At 72.5% G+C, this 17,221-nt stretch carries 14 protein-coding genes and 3 pseudogenes; 7 read left to right on the top strand and 10 right to left on the bottom strand.

What is annotated here, in order from left to right; all coding sequences use genetic code 11:
* Window positions 1-114: 114 nt before the first annotated feature.
* Both ABZ194_RS18505 and ABZ194_RS18500 read right to left on the bottom strand, forming a co-directional pair.
* Window positions 115-660 (bottom strand): hypothetical protein, encoded by a 546-nt coding sequence (locus ABZ194_RS18505; protein WP_355597705.1) that lies wholly within the window; start codon window positions 658-660, stop codon window positions 115-117.
* Window positions 657-878 carry a hypothetical protein gene (locus tag ABZ194_RS18500; protein WP_355597703.1) on the bottom strand — a complete coding sequence of 74 codons (222 nt, stop codon included), beginning with the start codon at window positions 876-878 and terminating at the stop codon, window positions 657-659. The genes ABZ194_RS18505 and ABZ194_RS18500 overlap by 4 nt, the downstream gene beginning before the upstream one ends.
* Window positions 879-1,050: 172 nt before the next feature.
* On the opposite strand from ABZ194_RS18500, the gene ABZ194_RS18495 reads away from it, so the two are divergent.
* Both ABZ194_RS18495 and ABZ194_RS18490 read left to right on the top strand, forming a co-directional pair.
* Window positions 1,051-2,385 carry a helix-turn-helix transcriptional regulator gene (locus ABZ194_RS18495; protein ID WP_355597701.1) on the top strand — a complete coding sequence of 445 codons (1,335 nt, stop codon included), beginning with the start codon at window positions 1,051-1,053 and terminating at the stop codon, window positions 2,383-2,385.
* A gap of 342 nt (window positions 2,386-2,727) precedes the next feature.
* Window positions 2,728-3,513, top strand: coding sequence for a hypothetical protein (locus tag ABZ194_RS18490; RefSeq protein ID WP_355597699.1), 786 nt, complete (start codon window positions 2,728-2,730; stop codon window positions 3,511-3,513).
* 237 nt (window positions 3,514-3,750) lie between these two features.
* Here the strand turns inward: ABZ194_RS18490 and ABZ194_RS18485 are convergent, their stop codons facing one another.
* Window positions 3,751-4,014, bottom strand: coding sequence for a hypothetical protein (locus ABZ194_RS18485; protein ID WP_355597697.1), 264 nt, complete (start codon window positions 4,012-4,014; stop codon window positions 3,751-3,753).
* 254 nt (window positions 4,015-4,268) lie between these two features.
* Window positions 4,269-5,468, bottom strand: coding sequence for an acyl-CoA dehydrogenase family protein (locus ABZ194_RS18480; protein WP_355597695.1), 1,200 nt, complete (start codon window positions 5,466-5,468; stop codon window positions 4,269-4,271).
* Between the two features lie 137 nt (window positions 5,469-5,605).
* Between ABZ194_RS18480 and ABZ194_RS18475 the strand changes: the two are divergent.
* The 3 genes and pseudogenes from ABZ194_RS18475 to ABZ194_RS18465 form a co-directional block, all read left to right on the top strand.
* A pseudogene (locus ABZ194_RS18475) lies at window positions 5,606-6,580 on the top strand (CoA transferase); the annotation flags it as partial.
* Between the two features lie 312 nt (window positions 6,581-6,892).
* Window positions 6,893-7,840: a CoA transferase gene (locus ABZ194_RS18470; protein ID WP_355597787.1), complete on the top strand. Its 948-nt coding sequence runs from the start codon at window positions 6,893-6,895 to the stop codon at window positions 7,838-7,840.
* Complete coding sequence (locus ABZ194_RS18465; protein ID WP_355597693.1) at window positions 7,837-9,576, top strand: class I adenylate-forming enzyme family protein; 1,740 nt, start codon at window positions 7,837-7,839, stop codon at window positions 9,574-9,576. The genes ABZ194_RS18470 and ABZ194_RS18465 overlap by 4 nt, the downstream gene beginning before the upstream one ends.
* Before the next feature lie 98 nt (window positions 9,577-9,674).
* Here ABZ194_RS18465 and ABZ194_RS18460 read toward each other — a convergent pair whose 3' ends face one another.
* Window positions 9,675-10,277, bottom strand: coding sequence for a sigma-70 family RNA polymerase sigma factor (locus ABZ194_RS18460; RefSeq protein ID WP_355597691.1), 603 nt, complete (start codon window positions 10,275-10,277; stop codon window positions 9,675-9,677).
* Between the two features lie 152 nt (window positions 10,278-10,429).
* Here ABZ194_RS18460 and ABZ194_RS18455 point away from each other — a divergent pair, with 152 nt between their 5' ends.
* On the top strand, window positions 10,430-11,620 hold the full coding sequence (locus ABZ194_RS18455; RefSeq protein ID WP_355597689.1) for an MFS transporter: 1,191 nt from the start codon (window positions 10,430-10,432) through the stop codon (window positions 11,618-11,620).
* Window positions 11,617-12,663: a hypothetical protein gene (locus ABZ194_RS18450; RefSeq protein WP_355597687.1), complete on the top strand. Its 1,047-nt coding sequence runs from the start codon at window positions 11,617-11,619 to the stop codon at window positions 12,661-12,663. Before ABZ194_RS18455 ends, ABZ194_RS18450 begins: the two co-directional genes overlap by 4 nt.
* On the opposite strand, the pseudogene ABZ194_RS18445 reads toward ABZ194_RS18450, so the two are convergent.
* The 5 genes and pseudogenes from ABZ194_RS18445 to ABZ194_RS18425 all read right to left on the bottom strand — a co-directional run.
* Window positions 12,632-12,901: pseudogene (locus ABZ194_RS18445) on the bottom strand (hypothetical protein); the annotation flags it as partial. The gene ABZ194_RS18450 and the pseudogene ABZ194_RS18445 sit on opposite strands and share 32 nt — an antisense overlap.
* Window positions 12,902-13,193: 292 nt before the next feature.
* Window positions 13,194-14,231: pseudogene (locus tag ABZ194_RS18440) on the bottom strand (FAD-dependent monooxygenase); the annotation flags it as partial.
* Window positions 14,232-14,413: 182 nt separating this feature from the next.
* Window positions 14,414-15,202: a zinc ABC transporter substrate-binding protein gene (locus ABZ194_RS18435; RefSeq protein ID WP_355597685.1), complete on the bottom strand. Its 789-nt coding sequence runs from the start codon at window positions 15,200-15,202 to the stop codon at window positions 14,414-14,416.
* Window positions 15,199-16,038, bottom strand: a complete 840-nt coding sequence (locus tag ABZ194_RS18430) for a metal ABC transporter permease (RefSeq protein WP_355597683.1) — start codon at window positions 16,036-16,038, stop codon at window positions 15,199-15,201. The genes ABZ194_RS18435 and ABZ194_RS18430 overlap by 4 nt, the downstream gene beginning before the upstream one ends.
* Window positions 16,035-16,820, bottom strand: a complete 786-nt coding sequence (locus ABZ194_RS18425; protein WP_355597681.1) for an ATP-binding cassette domain-containing protein — start codon at window positions 16,818-16,820, stop codon at window positions 16,035-16,037. The genes ABZ194_RS18430 and ABZ194_RS18425 overlap by 4 nt, the downstream gene beginning before the upstream one ends.
* Window positions 16,821-17,221 lie beyond the last annotated feature (401 nt).

Here is a 17,221-nt window from a genome sequence, read left to right as displayed (position 1 = left end):
CCCCTCCGGGAGAGGGCCGCGCTGGGGTGCGGCCCGGGACCCCTCCGGCCCGGGTCGCACGGCGGTGGGCGCGATGACGCGCTACGGGGGCGTGCGTGCCGTCACGCCGGCTTTTTAGGCCGCGTCCCGGTAGGGGTGGTGGGGCGCGGCGGCGGATGCCGGGGAAGGGACGCCGCCGCGCCTGCTCGGAGGAGACGAGGACGCCAGGGGCGTCGGGAGAGGCGAGGACGCCGGAGGTATCGGGGGCGCCGATGCGGCAGGGGACGCCGAAGCGGTCGGGGCGGCCGGGGGTGCCGACGTAGTCGGAGGGGCCGGGGCGGTCGAGTTGGCCGGGGTGGTCGGGGCGGTGAGGGAGATCTCGCGGCGGGTGGTCACGGCCATGACCGCCTCGTACATCCGCCTCTCCAGTTCCTCGGCATCGGCGGCCTCGATCATCAGCGGTTCGGAGGTCGCCCAGGTGGCCAGGGCGTAGAAGCGTCGGCTGCCCACGCCGTACAGCACGGTCCAGCTCGGCCACGCCTGGGCGAGTCGTTCGGCCTGGGCTCGGGCCGGGCCGTCCCACAGGCGGCGGTGCACCGTCGTGGGGCGGGCCTGCCCGGCGCGGTGACGGCCGGAAGTACCGGAGGGGTGGGAGTCGCGGGGGTCGCGGCGCCACATCACGACCTCACCGCCTGGGCCGCCGCCGTCTCCTCCTGACGGGCGGTCTCGGCCCGCAACTGCTCGAAGGTGTCGGCGTCCACCGTCCGCTCGGCCCCGGCATAGGCGGCCTGGAGGGAGAACGGCTCCCGGCGGCTGGCCCAGAAGCGGCCCCTGTCGCTGAGGAACACCTGCCAGCCGGGGATGGCGGGTGCGGGCACGGCGGCCCTAACATCACTCATGGATCGCACCTCTTTTGCGATCAAGGAGCCCCGTATGGCCTGCTCGCCTGCGGGGTTCCGCTTTACGTAACGCTGACTGCTGCCATAGTTGATGTCACGGAGAGTGTGCGACAAGGCACACCACGTCGCGCCGGCGCCGGTGCGACGCATGAGACGGATCGCGAGGGCAGACGTGACCGGACAATCGACATCGACCACCTCGGCCGAATGGCAGGAGTTCGGCCGCACTCTGCGGACATGGCGAGAGCGGCGCGACCTGAGCCTGCGTGATCTCGCCGAGCGAATCCGATGGCACTTCTCACTGATCGGCAAATGGGAGCAGGGCAAGAACCGCCCGCCCGCCGAGGCGATCACGGCCCTTGACGCCGAACTCGACGCCAAAGGCGAACTCGTAACCCGGGGGCTGCGTGCCGCCATGACCGACGCCGACCGATGGCGAAAGGTTATTCTCGAAGCAAAAGCCTCAACCCGGGATGAGGGCGAGGATATGGAGCGCAGACGACTGATGCGGGATGCCGCAGCCGTCGCCGTCGGCGGTACGGTCGCACCCGCGCTGGCCGCCTTGACCGACGCCTGGCAGGCGTCCCAACCACGTATTCCTGGTGCGAGCGTGTCACAGGAAATGATCGACGACTGGGAGGACGCCGCAGACATCCACGCCAAGCGGGCGTACGTCGATCCACCCGCCGTCGTCCTGGCCGCGCTCGCCGCCGACTTCACCGACATGGCCCCTCACCTGAGCCGGGCTCAACCTGAGCCGGTACAGAGTGACCTCGCCCACGCCGCCGCACGCCACGCGGCCCTGATCGCCGGAAAATGGTTCGACCTGGGAAACCGCCGCGAAGCACACCGCTGGTGGACGAAGACACGGACCCTGAGCGAACGATCCGGAGACACCCTGCTGGCGGCATGGCTGACAGGCCGGGAAGTGCTCTACCGGAGGCAAGATCCGGGCGAGAACCTCGATGACGTGCTTCTCCTGGCCGAGCAGGCTCGCCGTCTCGCCGGAAACCGTCCCAGTGTGCCGCTCGTAGCCGCGCTCTGTGCCGAAGCGCAGACTCTCGCGACGTTGGGTCGTCATGCCGAAGCGGTGGCCGCCTTACGGAAGGCCGAAGATGTGTTCGATCAGTTTCCGTCTCAGATCATCAGCCTGGATTCCAACTGGGCTCTCTGCGGGACCTACTACGATCAAAGTCTGATCTACACGCTCGCCGGAGATGCCAAGCGAGCCACCGAAGCACAGCGTGCCGCCGAGGGCCTCTATCCAGCGGAGCACCGTACGGCGATTCTGATAGCGCTGCACAATGCGGCGCTGAATGCTCGCACGGACCCGGAGCAAGGCGCACAGCAGGCGTTGAGACTCGTGGAAGCGCTCCCGGTCGCACGGCGGGATGTACGGGTTAGGGCGACGGCTCGCATCGTGCTGGACGTCACTCCGGAGAAGGCGCGTGCGCTGCCCGCTGTGCGGGAACTGCGTGCTCTGACGATGGGTGACCGATCCGCCTGAGCCGGACACGGCGACGTCCCGCCGGTCACCGACCGGCGGGACGTTTTTGCTGTTAATAGGCACTTCCCTGTTGAGGTCAGGTGCGTAATCAACGTTCGTGCTAGCACGGACTCGACGGCTCCAGCCTCAACGCGGGCAACTACAGTCCTCCCCACGCCTGTGGAGGTGAACCGGCGTGACCGGTTCAGGGTGTGTGAATATGAGGTGTTGTTTTATGTGGGGAGACATGGAGGCCCCTTGTGTCATGTGTCGAGGCGAGGGGGTGTTCCTCGGTTCTTCGAATTCAGGAACTTATGCCGAGGAAATCTTGACGCCTTTCCTTCGTTGGGTTTACCTCGACACATGAGTGATGTCACCTCGTTTTCCTCCCCCGCCGGGGAATCCCGGAAATCCGGGGAGAGAATAAGTAGATACAGGTCGGCGGCCTACTCCCAGGCGAGTCTCGCCCGGCTGGTCCTCGCGGAGCAGGCCTGTGAGCTGGCCGATGCCGCCCGTGACCTGGTGCCCACCACGTCCGATGCTCATGCCGCCGAGGGTGAGTTCGTCAAGGACTCCACCCGCCTGGTCGAGACGGCCCGCCGCCTGCTGGAGGCCGCCGTGGTCTATGAACACCTCAGAGGCACCACATGGGAGAGCATCGGTGTCGCGTTGGGTGAGGTCGGAGGTCAGGCCGCCCACGAGCGCTACGGGCGGGTCGGCAGAGAGTTTCAGCAGCGGTTCCTGCACGCCTGGCTGAGGCCCGAGCGCGCTCACGAGATATTCACCACCGCCGATGATCTCGCCCGGTTCGTCGCACACCTGGATGCCTGGGTGGTCGCCCATCGCGAACTCGACGAAATCGACCATGGCGATCAGCCGATCACCGCGGGGCTGCGGCCGATGAGCATTGCCGAGCGCTCCGCCCTGATCGCCCAGGCCGCGTCCCAGCTCCAGGTCATGGCCGCCGACCCGGGGGCCGATGTCCGGCACTGCCGGGAGTTGGAGATCGGTCTGTGCCGCCGCAGCATCGAGCTGTATGAGGATCTGATCGTCCAGAGTCCCGGTGATCCCGGCGCGCTCACCGCTCTGGCCGGCGCCCGCGCCCGCCTGGCCGTACTCCAGGCCGATGAGGCGGCTGCGACCAGGTAGGAGGCGCGTCGCGTCGCTGTCGTTCTCCCCGCGTCCGGGGCGTGACGTACCCCGATCCCGTGAGATCGGGGAGGCGGTCCCGCCCTGGGGGAAGCCGACGAGCCGGGTCTTCTTGTTCTCGTCGGGTGGTCTCGCCTCGAAGTGGAGGACGGGTGAGCGGTTATCGCCGCTCACCCGTTTTCTCTCTCCGGGGTTCGCCGGGCGTGGCTCCTCCGGGAGGGCGGGGTCGGTTACGGGTTAGGTGCGCTTCCAGCGCCACTGGCCGTTGCTGTACTCGCTGCACCTGTAACGGCGGTTTGTGGTCTTCGCGTAGCCGTATTTTCCGTGGGCGGCCCATGGGCAGAACGCGCCCGGGGTGACGCAGTTCCAGTGGTTGCCGGACCGCTGGTAGGTGCACGCGGCCGTCGTGGTGGCGGCGTGCCCCTGGGTGGAGGCTGCGGCGGGGAGACCTGCTGTCGGGATGATCACGGCGGAGGCGACCAGAGCTGCGGATATCAGCATTTTTCTAAGCAAGAGGCGCTCCAGGAGAGAAGGAAGGACACAATTGAGACGATTCGCTGGGGCATCAGGTTGTCCAGTGAATGGTGTTTTGTTGGAGCTCCAGGGGCGGATTTGGCGTCACGCGCGAAGAACCCCCGAATTGCCCTTAGAAGATGAGGTCTTTTTGGGTATTTGTCGTATTTATTGGTGATTCCGGGCGGGGGAGTGTGGTGGGCGCTGCCGCCGGTGAGTCGCCGGTGTCTCGCGGATGTGGTTCAGCCGAGGACCCGCTTGGCCACCGAGGTGATGTGCAGTTCGTCGGGGCCGTCGAGGAGGCGGGCTATTCGGCCGGTGCGGAACAGGGCGGGCAGCGGGGTGTCGGGGCCGAGGCCGGCCGCGCCGTGGATCTGGATGGCCGCGTCGCTGACCTGCTGGAGCATCCGGGCGGAGGCCACCTTGGCCAGGCCGGTCTCTATCCGGGCGTCCAGCCCGGCGTCCACCCGGGCGACGGCCTCGAACACCAGCGGACGTGTCGTCCTGATCGCGAGCAGCGCCTCGAAGACGAGCCGCTGGACGAGCTGGAGGTCGGCCAGCCGTCCGGAGGCCGTCGGCCGCGAACGGGCCCGGTCGCGCATGAGGGTGAAGGCGCGTTCGGCCTGGCCGAGCCAGCGTAGGCAGCGCAGCAGGCGGCCGAGCCGTACCCGTTCGGCGATCACGCGCAGTCCCCGGCCCGGCTCGCCGAGCAGATGGTCGGGCGGGACCCTGACCCCGTCCAGGACGATCTCCCACTGGCCGCCCGCGCCCAGGATCGGCAGCTCGCGGACCACCCGGAAACCGGGGGCGGATGTGGGGACGAGCAGCAGGGACAGGCCGGTCGTGGAAGGCGGCGCGGCGCAGGTGCGGGCGAGTACGGCGGCCAGGCCCGCCTCGCCCGCGCCGGTGACGAACCATTTTCGGCCGTGGACGGTCCACGAGCCGTCGGCCTCCTGGCGTGCCCAGGTGGCGGTGAGGCCGGGATCGGAGCCGGGCGTCTCCGGTTCGGTCATCGCGTTGCACACGGTCATTCGCCCGCCGGCGATCTGGGGCAGATACCGGTCTCTCAGGGTGGCCGCGGCGTGTCCGGTGAGGACGGTCGCGTCCAGCAGCGCGGTGGAGCCCAGTACGGCGGGGCCGTGATCGCTCGCCCCCTCCGCCTCCGCCACGTGCGCGTACTCCGTCAGTGACAGGCCGGTGCCTCCCAGCTCGGCCGGGAGCGGCAGCCCCCACAGCCCCTCGGCCCGTGCTTCGTGCCGGAGGCGTCTGAGGAGCGTCCGCGCGGCGCCGCCCCCCGAGTCCAGTTTCCGTTCGTACGGCATCACACGCTCGCGGACGAACGCGGCCACCCGGTCGCGGACCTTGAGCACGTGAGGCGGACAGGCGGGCGCGCCCCAGCCGGATCCCTCGGGATCGGTCATGACGTCGGCCTGCTGTGACATTCCAACTCCATACATGTCGGGAACTGAGTGAAAAATCCATCCGACTTCCTGCTGTGAAACAGGTCGCGTGAACGCGTCTCCGAGTTCCCGTTCGCATCAGGCGCGACTCGCGGCCACCCCCGAGGGAGAGGAGAGTTATGACATATTCCGTCACCGGCGGAGTGGTGCGTCCACTGGCCGGCATCGGGCTGCGGACGGCCGGGCCACCCGCCCTCACCACCGTCGCGGCCCGCCATCTCGCCCTGCTCGGCGCAGTCGGCCCCGTTCCGGACCCCGCCGACGCCCCGTCGGCCACCTCCGGCCTTGGATCCGTGCCCTCGAACGATCCCGAGGACGTGACCTCGAACGATTCCGGGACGGTGCTTCCGGATGGTTCTGAGGTCGTGACCTCGGGTGGTTCCGGGGGTGCGGCATCGAACGGGCCGGAGGGCACGGTCTCGGGTGGTTTCGGGGGCACGGCCTCGGGTGGCTCCGGGGCGACGGCATCGGGTGGGCCGGGGATCGTGTCGCTCGTGGACACGGACGGACGCCCGCTCACCGTCGAGATCTCCTGGGCGGAGGTCACCCCGGACGGCGAGGTGACCGACGAGGCCACCGCGCAGGCGGCGACCGGGGTCATGCACGTCCACGGGCGCCGTGACGGCGAGCCGCGTGGCCTGGCCGCCGACTATCTGACGACCGCGTGCTCGGTGCTGGCCGTCCAGGGGCTCCTGGCGGGGTTGATCGGCCGTGCGCGAGGTGTCACCGTCGAGACCGTCCGGACCGGGGTGGACCTGGCCGGGCTGCTCGCCGTCGGCCAGTATCTGGCCGCGGCCACCGCCGAGGACGACGAGGTGGTGCCGTTCGCGCCCGGGGGACCGCCGTTCGTCACGGCCGACGGGGTGTGCTTCGAGGTCGAGACACTGGACCCGGCCGTGTGGGTGGCGTTCTGGCGGGCGCTCGGCGTGGCCGAACGCCTCGCCGGATCCGCCTGGAGGCATTTTCAGTTCCGCTACGCCACCGCGTGCTGCCCGCTCCCCGGGGAACTGCACGCGCGGGCCCGCTTGACCGGCTGGGAGGGGGTGCGGCGCGCGGCGGCGGAGTCGGGGGCGTCGCTCTGCGCGCTCCGATCCCTCGCCGACCGTCTGGCCGAACCCCGCGAACGGATGCCTTGGCGATTCTCCCTCGGCTCCCAGATCCTCGACTCCCCGATCCCCGGCCCGTCCATCCCCGGCCCGTCCATCCCCGGCCCGTCCATCCCCGGCCTGCCCGGCTCAGGCCCGCCCGTGTCAGGGTTGCCCGCCTCAGACCCGTCCGTGTCAGACCCGTCCGGCTCAGGTATGCCCGGCTCAGGTCCGCCCGTGTCGGGGTTGCCTGCCTCAGGGCCGCCTGCCTCAGGGCCGTTTGCCTCAGGGGCGTCGCGGTCGACGGGGGGCGTCCGTCCGCTGACAGGGCTCACGGTCCTGGAGGCGGGGCGGCGGATCCAGGCACCGCTGGCCGCCCACCTGCTGGGCCTGCTCGGTGCCGACGTGGTGCGGATCGAACCGCCCGGCGGAGATCCGCTGCGCGGCATGCCGCCCACGTGCGGCGATCTGTCGGCCCGCTGGCTGGCGCTCAACCGGGGCAAACGCGCGGTGGAGATCGACATCAAGTCGGCCTCGGGCCGGGCCGGGCTGCGTGACCTGGTCGCGGACGCCGATGTGTTCCTGCACAACTGGGCCCCGGGCACCGCCGAGCGTCTCGGCCTGGACGACGGTGATCTGTCGGCGGTCAATCCCGGCCTGGTCTACGCCTACACCAGCGGCTGGGCCGGGAGGCTGGCCGACGCCCCGCTGGGCACCGACTTCATGGTCCAGGCCCGCACCGGGGTGGGCGAGGCCGTACGGCCCGCCGACCAGCCGCCCGCCCCGTCGCTGATGACCCTGCTCGACGTCCTCGGCGGGCTGCTGGGCGCCGAGGCGGTGCTGGCCGGGCTGTTGCTGCGTGAGCGTGTGGGACGCGGGGTGCGGGTGGACTCCTCGCTGCTGGGGGCGGCCGAGATGCTCACCGAGCCCGCACTGCGCCGGGCCGCGTCCGGTGCCGCCCCGCGATCGCCGGCCGGATTCCGCGGCCCGCTGCGGACGGCGGACGGCTGGGTGGCCGTCGCCGACGACTGCGCCGGGCGAGCGGACGCGGTTTCGCTTACCGGGTTGGCCGTGCCTGGTGTGGACGCGGTCCCGCTCACCGGGCTGACCACCGTTGAGGCGCTCGCCGTTCTCCGCGCTGGAGGGCTGCGGGCGACCTCCGTGACGACCGCCCTCGACACCCTGCCCGCCGATCCGCGTTTCACGTCCGCCCTCACCCGTGACGAGCACGGAGCCCTGGCCGTACCCGATCCCTGGAGGTTCGCATGATCCCGCGCCTGGACGACCTGGTGCCCGCCACGCTGAGACGCGAATGGGCCGCTGACGGTATATGCCCGGACCTCGACCTGTACGCGCTGTTCCGCGTCCACCGCCTCGCGGCACCCGGCCGCGTCGCGGTGATCGACGCGGACGGCGAGCTTACCTACGCCGAGCTGGATCGGCTGGCCAGGAGCGCCGCGGCCGGGCTGCGGGGGCTCGGCGTCTGCGAGGGCGACGTCGTCGGCGTCCAGCTGCCCAACGGCCGGGACGCGGTCGTCGCCGACCTGGCGCTGGCCGCGCTCGGAGCCGTGGCGCTGCCGTTCCCGGTCGGGCGCGGCATCGCCGAGGCCGTCTCCCTGCTCGGCCGTTCCGGCGCGCGTGCCGTCATCGCGGCCGTTGAGCACCGGGAAACGGCACCCGCCCGTGAGCTCGTGGCCGCCGCCGAGAGGTTGCCCGGTCTGCGGGCCGTCGTCGCCGTCGGTCCGCGGCGGTCTCCGCAGGGTGGCGTGGCGTGGAGCCAAGCCCCGGAGGGCGGTGCGGCGTGGAGTGAGGCTTCGGGGGACGGGGTGGCGTGCGTTCAGGTCCCGGAGGGGAGTGTGGCGTGGGGTGAGGTGCTCGCCGCCGACGGCCGCGCCTTCGTGCCGGCCAGGCCCGACCCGGACGGCGCGGCCCGCATCCTGGTCTCCTCCGGTTCGGAGTCCGAGCCCAAGATGGTCGCCTACTCGCACAACGCGCTGGCGGGTGGGCGGGGCAATTTCATGGCCACGCTGATCGCCGGCACGGACCCGCCGCGCTGCCTGTTCCTGGTTCCGCTGGCCTCCGCCTTCGGCAGCAACGGTACCGCCGTCACCCTGGTCAGGCACGGGGGCTGCCTGGTTCTGCTCGACCACTTCTCGCCTCGGGCCGCGCTCGCCGCGATCGTCGAGCACCGGCCCAGCCATGTGCTGGCCGTACCGACCATGGTCCGCATGATGCTCGACCAGCCGAGGGGCGGGCCGATGCCGCCGATGACCGCGCTGGTCCTGGGGGGCGCCGAGCTGGACGCGGCCACGGAGGCGGAGGCGGGTGATGCGTTCGGGTGCCCGGTCGTCAACCTGTACGGCTCGGCCGACGGGGTGAACTGCCACAGCGGGCTCCGGCGACCCGTGGCGGGTGGCCTTGGTCCCGGGGTGGTGGTGGGCCTGCCGGATCCCCGGGTGACGGAGATCCGGATCGCTCCCGCCCCGGACGACGACGGTGACGACGACGGTGGGGGGCGGGTCGGAGAGATCATCGCGCGCGGTCCGATGAGCCCGATGTGCTACGTCGGCGCGCCGGAGCTGAACCGGCGCTACCGTACGGCGGACGGCTGGGTCCGCACCGGAGACCTGGGGGTGATCGACGCGGATGGGCGGTTACGCCTGGTCGGCAGGGTCAAACAGGTCGTCATCCGGGGTGGCGCCAACATCAGCCTGGCCGAGGTGGAGCACGCGCTGGCCAACCATCCCGAGGTGCGCGAGGTGATATGCCTGGGCATGCCCGACCAGGTGATGGGTGAGCGGCTGGCGGCCTGTGTGGTGCCGCGTCCCGGCCGGACACCTGATCTCGCCGGTCTCGCGTCTCATCTGCTCCGGCAGGGGCTTGAGCGGGGTAAGCACCCCGAGCGCCTGCTGCTGGTGAAGAGGCTGCCGCTGACCCCGGCGGGCAAGCCCGACCGGGACGCGCTACGCGACCTGCTTCTCCACGGGCGGTCCGAGCCGCTGTGACCCCTCCGGCCCCGGGGGGCGACTCCGGAGCGGCGTGACTTTTCCCGGGCCGGAGGCGACCCGGTCCGGGAGAGCCCTTCCGCGGAGGGCGTTTTCGATCAGGCGGCCTGGTCGGCGGCTTTGAGTGAGGCGATCAGCTGGCTGCGGGCACGGGCCACGCGGGAGCGCACCGTGCCGATCGGGCATCCGATCATCGCGGCGGCCTCGGCGTACGGCAGGCCCATGAGCTGGGTGAGCATGAACGCCTCACGCCGTTCGCGCGGCACCCTGGCCAGGAGGTCGGCCAGGGCCACACCGTCCTCGCGGCCCGGCAGCCCCCGGGGCTGGCACCGCTCGGCTGTCGCCTGCCAGTCGGCGAGGTCGGCGACGACCGGGCGGGAGGCGGCGGAGCGGAACCGGTCGACGACGACCCTCCGGGCGATGGACAGCAGCCAGGTGCGGGCCGATGACCGGCCGGCGAACCCGGGCAGACTCCGCAGGACGCGTACGAAGGTCTCCTGGGTGAGGTCTTCCGCCGAGTGGGCGCCGGCCAGGTAGGCGATGAATCTCCGTACGTCGGTGTACACCGCGCCGGTGAAGGCCGCGACGTCCGCGGGGGCTCCTTCGCGCGCGGCCAGGGCGAGCACCGTCAGATGGTCGTCGGAGTGCGCGGCGGGGGTGTCACGGTGAGGGGCGCGGTGATCGCGCATGACAGAACTCATGATGATCGTTCCTTGTGTCGCAGAACAGAGTGGATTGCCTGGTGAGTGGTGGGGTGGTTCATCTGGGGCTCCGCTGGGAACCTCGGCGGGCCGGTGAGCGACTGTCTGATGCGCGGTCCCTGGACGGACCCTGTCGGCGGAGGGAGAAGGCGATGCGGCCGGAACGACCGAGACGACCCGGAGGTGGCCGGGGCGGAGAACGACAGGTCACCGTCCTGCTCACCACGGCCATGGGCGTGTCGATGCTTCAGCTCTTCCTGATCGGCGCGCTCGGTCCCCGCCTGGTCGGGGAGGCGGGTGTCTCCCGCACCGTGATCGGCCTGACCACGACCGCCGGATTCGGGGTGGCCGCGCTTCTGTCGCTCACCGCCGGTCGCCGGGTGGATCGGCTGGGGGCCCGCCGCTGCCTGGTCGCCCTGCTGCTGCTGGCCGCGCTGGCGCTGGCGCTGATCGGTTCCGCCTCGGGCGCGCCGATGCTGCTGGCGGCGGTGGCGCTGGGCGGCCTCCCGCAGGCGCTGGCCAACCCCGCCACCAACAAGGTCATCCTGGCCACGGTCGGACCGGACAGACGGGGCGCGGTCACCGGCTGGAAACAGTCCGGGGTGCAGCTCGGCGCCTTCGCGGCGGGGCTGCCGCTGGCGGCGCTGGCCGCCTGGACGGGATGGCGCGGCGCCGTCTGGACGGCGGCCGTGATCGCCGTGCTCGTCGCCTGCTGGGCGGTACGGGCGCTGCCACCCGACGCCGCGGTCTCGGCGGGTCCGCCGCCGGGTGACGTGCCGCGTGCCGGTGTCGGCCGGTTGGCGCTGTTCTCCTTTCTCCTCGGTTGCGGGATCGCCGCGGTGAACACCTATCTGGCGCTCTTCGGCGCCGAGCGGCTGGGACTGGGGCCGGTCGTGGCGGCGTGGCTGGTCGCGACCCTGGGCGTCACCGGGGTGGCGGGCCGGGTCGGCTGGTCGCGGTGGGCGGGACGTCTTGGCCGGGCCGAGGTGCTCCTCGCCCCGCTCGCGGCGGGGGCCTGCGGGGCGGTCCTGCTGTTCGGGGCGGCGCCGGGGCTTCCGGCCCTGGTCTGGGTGGGCGCGGCGGCCGTCGGGGCCTTCGCCGTCGCGGCCAACGCGGTCACCATGGTCTCGGTGATCAAGCGCGCCGACCCTCGCAGCGCCGGCCGTGACTCCGCGCTCGTCTCGGCGGGTTTCTTCGCCGGTTTCGCCGCCGGGCCGCCGCTGTTCGCGGTTCTCGTCGAGGCCGGGGGGTATGGGCCGGGCTGGGTGCTGGTGGCCGTCGAGTTCGCCGCGGCGGCCGTGGTCGCGGCACCGTTCCGGCTCCGGGCCGGGGCGCCCCGATGAGCTGGGCCGAGCGGGCGCTGGGGGAGCTGCTGGAACGGGCCGGGGCGGTCGAGGCGCGGCTGGAGGGGCGGTGGCCGCTGTACGCGGACCCCGCCACGGGTCACTGGACGACCACCGCTCGCGGATCATGGACCGGTGGTTTCTGGGCGGGACTGCTCTGGTTGAGAGCGATCATGGGCGGGGGTCCGGCCGACCGGGCCGCCGCGGCCGGCCGCACCGCGGCGCTCGCCCCGTGGCTCCAGGCCGACACCGCGACCCGGGGTCTGATCCTCTGGTACGGCACCGCGTTCGGCGTCATGGCGGGGGACGCCTCGGCGGTGGCGCTGCGCGACCACGCGGCCCGGACCTGCCTGGACGCCTACGACTCCGAGCTGGGGCTGGTGCCGTGGGGCGGCGCGTTCGGCGGCTCCCGGGAGCTGGCGCGGGTCGACGGGCTGCCCGGCCTGCTGCGGCTTCTGCGCCTGGCCGGTCCCGGTGGAGAGGCCGCGGCCCAAAGCCAGCTCGATCGGCAACTCGGGCTGACGGCGGGGGAGCGGGAGCTTCCTCCGGCCTGGCGGGCGCTGCCGGGCGGTGCCTGGGAGCCGTACCCCGACCCTCCGCCGGGCTGGAGCCGTACGGTCGGCTGGCTGTCGCTGGCGGTCGCCGACACCGGTGACGGCGACCGGAGGAGAGCACTGCTCGCCCACCCTCGGGTGGCGGCCCGGTTCGCCGCCGGTTCGCCCGCCGCCCCCCTCGTACGGCCCGGCGGCCCGCCGGACACCTCGGCCGCCGCGATCGAGGCCCTCGCCGCTCTCAAACTGGCCGCGTGGACGGGGCGGGAGTCCGGGGCGGCCGGGCGGGGTGGGGCCGCCCCGTTGCGTGACCGGGCCGCGGGTGTGCTCCGCGAGCTGGTCGCGGAGCATCTGCGTGGGGGGCGCCTGCTGGACGGCTGCTATGACGCGGACCATGGTGTGGCCACCCGCCACGAGCTGGTGTGGGGCGACTTCTTCCTGGCGGTGGGGCTCGCTGTTCTCACTTCGGCGATCGATCCTTTCGCCTGCTGAGCGTCGTGGTCAGGGCGTGGGCGACCGCCCGGTCCGGGTGGCCGGGCAGGCGAGGGCAGCGCCAGGCGACGTGGTCGTCGGGCCGGATCAGCACGGCGCCGTCGGCCGCGAGGCCGTACGCGGCGGCGATCTCCGCGTCGCCCACGTGCACCAGCAGCGGCACGTCCGGCGCGTCCGGAATCTTCGCCGCGGCCTCTCGCCAGGCCGTCCCGTCCGGCCCGGTGAGCAGGGTGAAGCCGGTGCCGACAAGGTCGAGGGTGGAGAGCGCGCGCCCGTCCTGGCGGGTCCAGAGGTGGGGGGGCGCGGTGACCGGGACGGGCCGAGGGCCGGTAGACGGAGACCGGGTCCGGCGGGTCGGCGGCGGGAGTGCCGTCGGGGATCACCGCCGCGCCCGGACGGTCGTAGGCGTAGCCCAGGACGAGCCCGTCGCTGGGCCGGGGCCGGGGCCGGGGCCGGGGGCCGTTCACGCCCGCGACGACGGCGGTGGAGTCCAGCGCCGCGAGCAGGCTGCGGCGGCTCTCGGCCACCGTGTCGGCTCCGACCGGCCGCCGCTCGGCCTGGTAGGAGTCGAGCAGGCCGGGGCCGGCCCAGCCGTGCAGGACGGCGGCGAGCTTCCAGGCGAGGTTGTCGGCATCCTGGATGCCGCAGTTCATGCCGAACCCGCCGTAAGGGGTCATGGGGTGTGCCGCGTCCCCGGCCAGGAGGATTCGCCCGGCCCGGTAACGGTCGGCCAGCAGCGCGGCGGCGGTCCACTCCCGGATCCCGACCACCTCGACGTCGAGCCCCGGTACGGCCGCCGCCTCCCGGATCAGGGCGGCGCAGTCGTCGCGGGTCAGGCCGTCGACGGTGCGCCGCGCGGGGTCGTGGACGAGGTTGAACAGCCACCGGCGCCGGTTGTCCACGGTCATGAACGTCCCGGTCAGCGTGGGGGTGTCGATGCTGTAGATCAGGCTGAGCCGGTCCTCGACGTGTGGGCGGAGGTCGGCCTCGAAGAGGATGTTGAGGTTACGGCTGAGCGCGGCGTCCCCGGACATGGCGATGCCGAGTTCGCGCCGTACGGAGCTGCCGGCGCCGTCGGCGGCGACGGCGTAGGCGGCGCGGACCGTCGACACCTCGCCGTCCCGGGCCCGCAGCCGTGCTGTCACCCCTTGACCGTCCTGTTCCAGCCCGGTCAGCTCCTGGCCGAAGTGCACCCATCCGGGGCCGAGCGACTCGGCGTACTCGCGCAGCAGCGGCTCCAGGACGTCCTGGGAGCAGGCCACGGTGAAGGCGGGACTGAGGGCCGCTCGCGCCGGGCCGGGCGGATTGCCGTTACGGACGTAGTCGGCGCAGGTCAGCGAGGTGCCGGAGAAGAAGTGCAGGCTCTCCTCGCGGGGCACTCCGGCCGCCGCCACGGCCTCCTCCAGGCCGTAGCGGCGCAGCACCTCCATGGTCCGGACGCTGAGCGCCCGGCCCTTGGGAAAGGCCGAGGCGGCAGAGTGCCGTTCCACCAGCAGCGAGGGCACGCCGAAACGTGACAGCGCGATGGACGCGCACAGGCCGACCGGTCCGCCGCCGACGATGAGCACGGGAATGTCCACGGATATTCCTTCTGGACAAGAGAGAACGCGATGGAGGGAGGAGGGAGCGGGAAGGGAGAGGGACGGAGAAGGGCGGGGCGGTTCCGGGGCGCCCCGCGAGGGCGCTCAACGAGGGCGCTCAGCATGAGGCGGGTCGGCCAAGGGGCGGCCGAGAGGTCAGCCGAGGCGGGTCAGCCGAGGGCGGTGATGATGGCGTCGGCGTTGGCCCGGTACATGGCGATCAGGTCCATCTCCCGGCCGGGGAAGTTGTCGATGACCACGCGCCTGGCCTCGACGCCCGCGAGGGCGCCCCCGCCGGGCATGGCCGAGTTGTCCAGCACCAGCCGGGGCTTCTTGGCGGCCAGTTCGGAGATCTGACCGGCGGTGGGCGGCTGCGGGCCGTACACCGCCGCGGGCCGCGTTCCGGTCAGGTCGACGGCCCAGGCGACAAACGCCTGCGCCACGACCACCGGCGCGGTGCCCTTGGTGGCGCCGGTGACCTTCTTCTTCAACGCGGCGTACTCGGTGTCGAAGGTCGCGGTCCACGCCTTGGCCGCCTCCGCGGTGCCGAACTCCCCGCCCAGCCGCGCGACCTCCGCCCTGACCTTGTCGGGCGTGTTGTCGAGGGACACCTCGATCAGTTTCGCCTTGGATCCGGCGGCCTCCTTGAGCTTGCCGGCGAAGCCCTCGAAGGCGGCGTACAGCACCACGTCGGCCTCGGCGACCCTGACCAGGTCGGAGGGCTTGGGGTCATAGTCCGGGGCGTGGTGCACGCCGGGCGGCACGATCACCGTGATGTCGGTCGCGCCCGCGGCCCTGGCGAACCCCGCCTCCCAGGTGGAGGCGGCGACCACCTTCAGGCCCTTCGGCCCCTCCACGGAGGCTGGGGACTTGTCCTGCTCGATGCCCCCGCAGGCGGTCATGGTCACGGTGGCGATGACGGCCACGGCGGTGAGGCGGAGCCGGCGCATTCTGATCATTTCGCGAGAACCCTTTCAGGGGTCGGGTGGAGGAGGTCTTCCGGAATCGCCTGGAGAAGGAGGGTGCAGACCCCGCCGACCAGCACCAGCACCGGGCCAGGGGGAAAGTCGAGGAGCAGGGCGAGAAGAAAGCCGCCGAGGTTGAAGGCCAGCCCGAAGACGACCGACCAGCCGGCCATCGCCGGAAGTGAACGGCCGACCCGGCGGGCGGCCAGGGCGGGCAGCAGGGTGAGCGCGTCGACCAGCAGCGCCCCGGTCAGCCGGATGGCCGAGGCGATGGCAACCGCGATCACCACCAGCAGGATCAGGGTGAGCCGCTCCACCGCCACTCCCGAGCAGACGGCCAGCTCCCGGTCGTGCAGGAGCAGCGCCAGGTCCCTGCGGCGCAGGCCGTACAGGACGGGGACGATCACCGCGAGCGCGGCGAGCGCGACCACGTCACCGGGGCGGGTGGCCAGGATCGACCCCCAGAGCAGCTCGAACGCCCCGTTGGCGTTCACCCCGGAGATCGACAGCACCAGCAGCGCCGCCGCGACGGCGAGCGTCATCAGCAGGCCCATCGCGCCCGACAGGCCGGTGCTGCTGCGGGCCAGCGGGGTGAGCGCGCCCCCGGTGAGGCCGCAGAGCACCAGGGCGCAGAGCAGGGGGTCCAGCCCGGTCAGCAGGCCGATCGCGATGCCGAGCAGCGCGACGTGCATCATCGCGAAGCGGACCGGCATGATGTCCAGTCCCACGATGAACACCCCGACGATCGGCAGCGCCACCGAGCCGAGCAGCAGCGCCAGCAGGGCCAGCCGTACCGAGGGGATCTCCATGAGTGTCCAGATCGAGTTCACCGGACCTCCCGCAGCCGTCCGGCGGCCATCTCGGCCACCCGCCAGCAGGACCGGGTGACGGCCCGGTCGTGGGTGACCACGACCACGCTCACCGGCAGCCCGGCCAGCACCGCCGCCACCTGCTCCTGACCGGTGAAGTCCAGCGCCGCGGTCGGCTCGTCCGCCAGGAGCAGGCCCGCCCCGGCCGCGACCTGCCCAAGGGCCCGCGCCAGGTAGGCCCGCTGTAGCTGGCCACCCGACAGGGTGCCGAGCGGGCGTTCCAGTAGTTCGGCCACGCCCAGCTCCTCGGCGGCGGCCAGGGCCCGCTCGGTGTGGTGACCGCTGGCCAGCAGTTCGCGCACCAGCAGCGGGAAGCGCCCGGCCGCCTGCCGCTGCGGGATCCAGGCGACCTCCGCGCGGCGGCGAGCCCAGTCGGCGGCGCCGCGTGCCTGCCGGCCCGCGACCTCGATCACGCCGGAGACCTCACGGTGCAGGCCGAGAACCGCGCGCAGCAGCGTGCTCTTGCCGGAGCCGTTGGTACCGGTGATCGCCAGATGCTCACCGGGAGCGAGCGTCAGGTCCACCCGGTCCACCGCGAGGAGCCGGCCGTGCCGGCAGCTCACGGCCGACAGCCGCAGGCCGGCGGCATGCGGTGGGGAACCGGCGCGGAAGCCGAGGGGGGAAGCGGGCAGGGAACCCGGGCCGGTGGCGTGGCAGGGGAGGGGGCCGGGCGGGGAACCGGGGTCGGCGGGGGAGGTGGGGGGATCCAGGGGGTTGAGGGGGTCGGGGAGTGAAAGGGCCATGGGCGTACTCCGGCCGGGGACGGGGCGGCGTGGTGACGATCGGGAGGACTTGGTCCACCCGGGCCGGCAGGCCGACGTTCGGGTAGTCAGGGCGATGTCCGGATGAGTAGGGAGATGTTTGGAGAGCGGGACGCCCGCTTACCACTCGGTGGAGCGGAACGTGCCCGCCTCACCGCCTGTCAGAACGGGCCGGTCCTGTTCTCCGGCCGTGGGGGAGGGCCGCCTCCGGTTCCGTGCGCCGGAGCACACCGCGTCCGGAGCCCACCGCGTCCGGAGCACACCGCGTCCGGAGCCCACCGCGTCCGGTCTCCGCTCGCGTCCGTTCACCGTCCGCCGGAACGGACGTGGGCGGCGGAGCCCGGCCCGAGGCGCGCTACGCGAGGGCGGCGGCTCGGGCGGTG

It is taken from the genome of Streptosporangium sp. NPDC006007, from assembly GCF_040614315.1.
Taxonomy (GTDB): domain Bacteria; phylum Actinomycetota; class Actinomycetes; order Streptosporangiales; family Streptosporangiaceae; genus Streptosporangium.
Note: the sequence above shows the minus strand (reverse complement) of the source record. Positions and strands in the feature narration are given on the sequence as shown.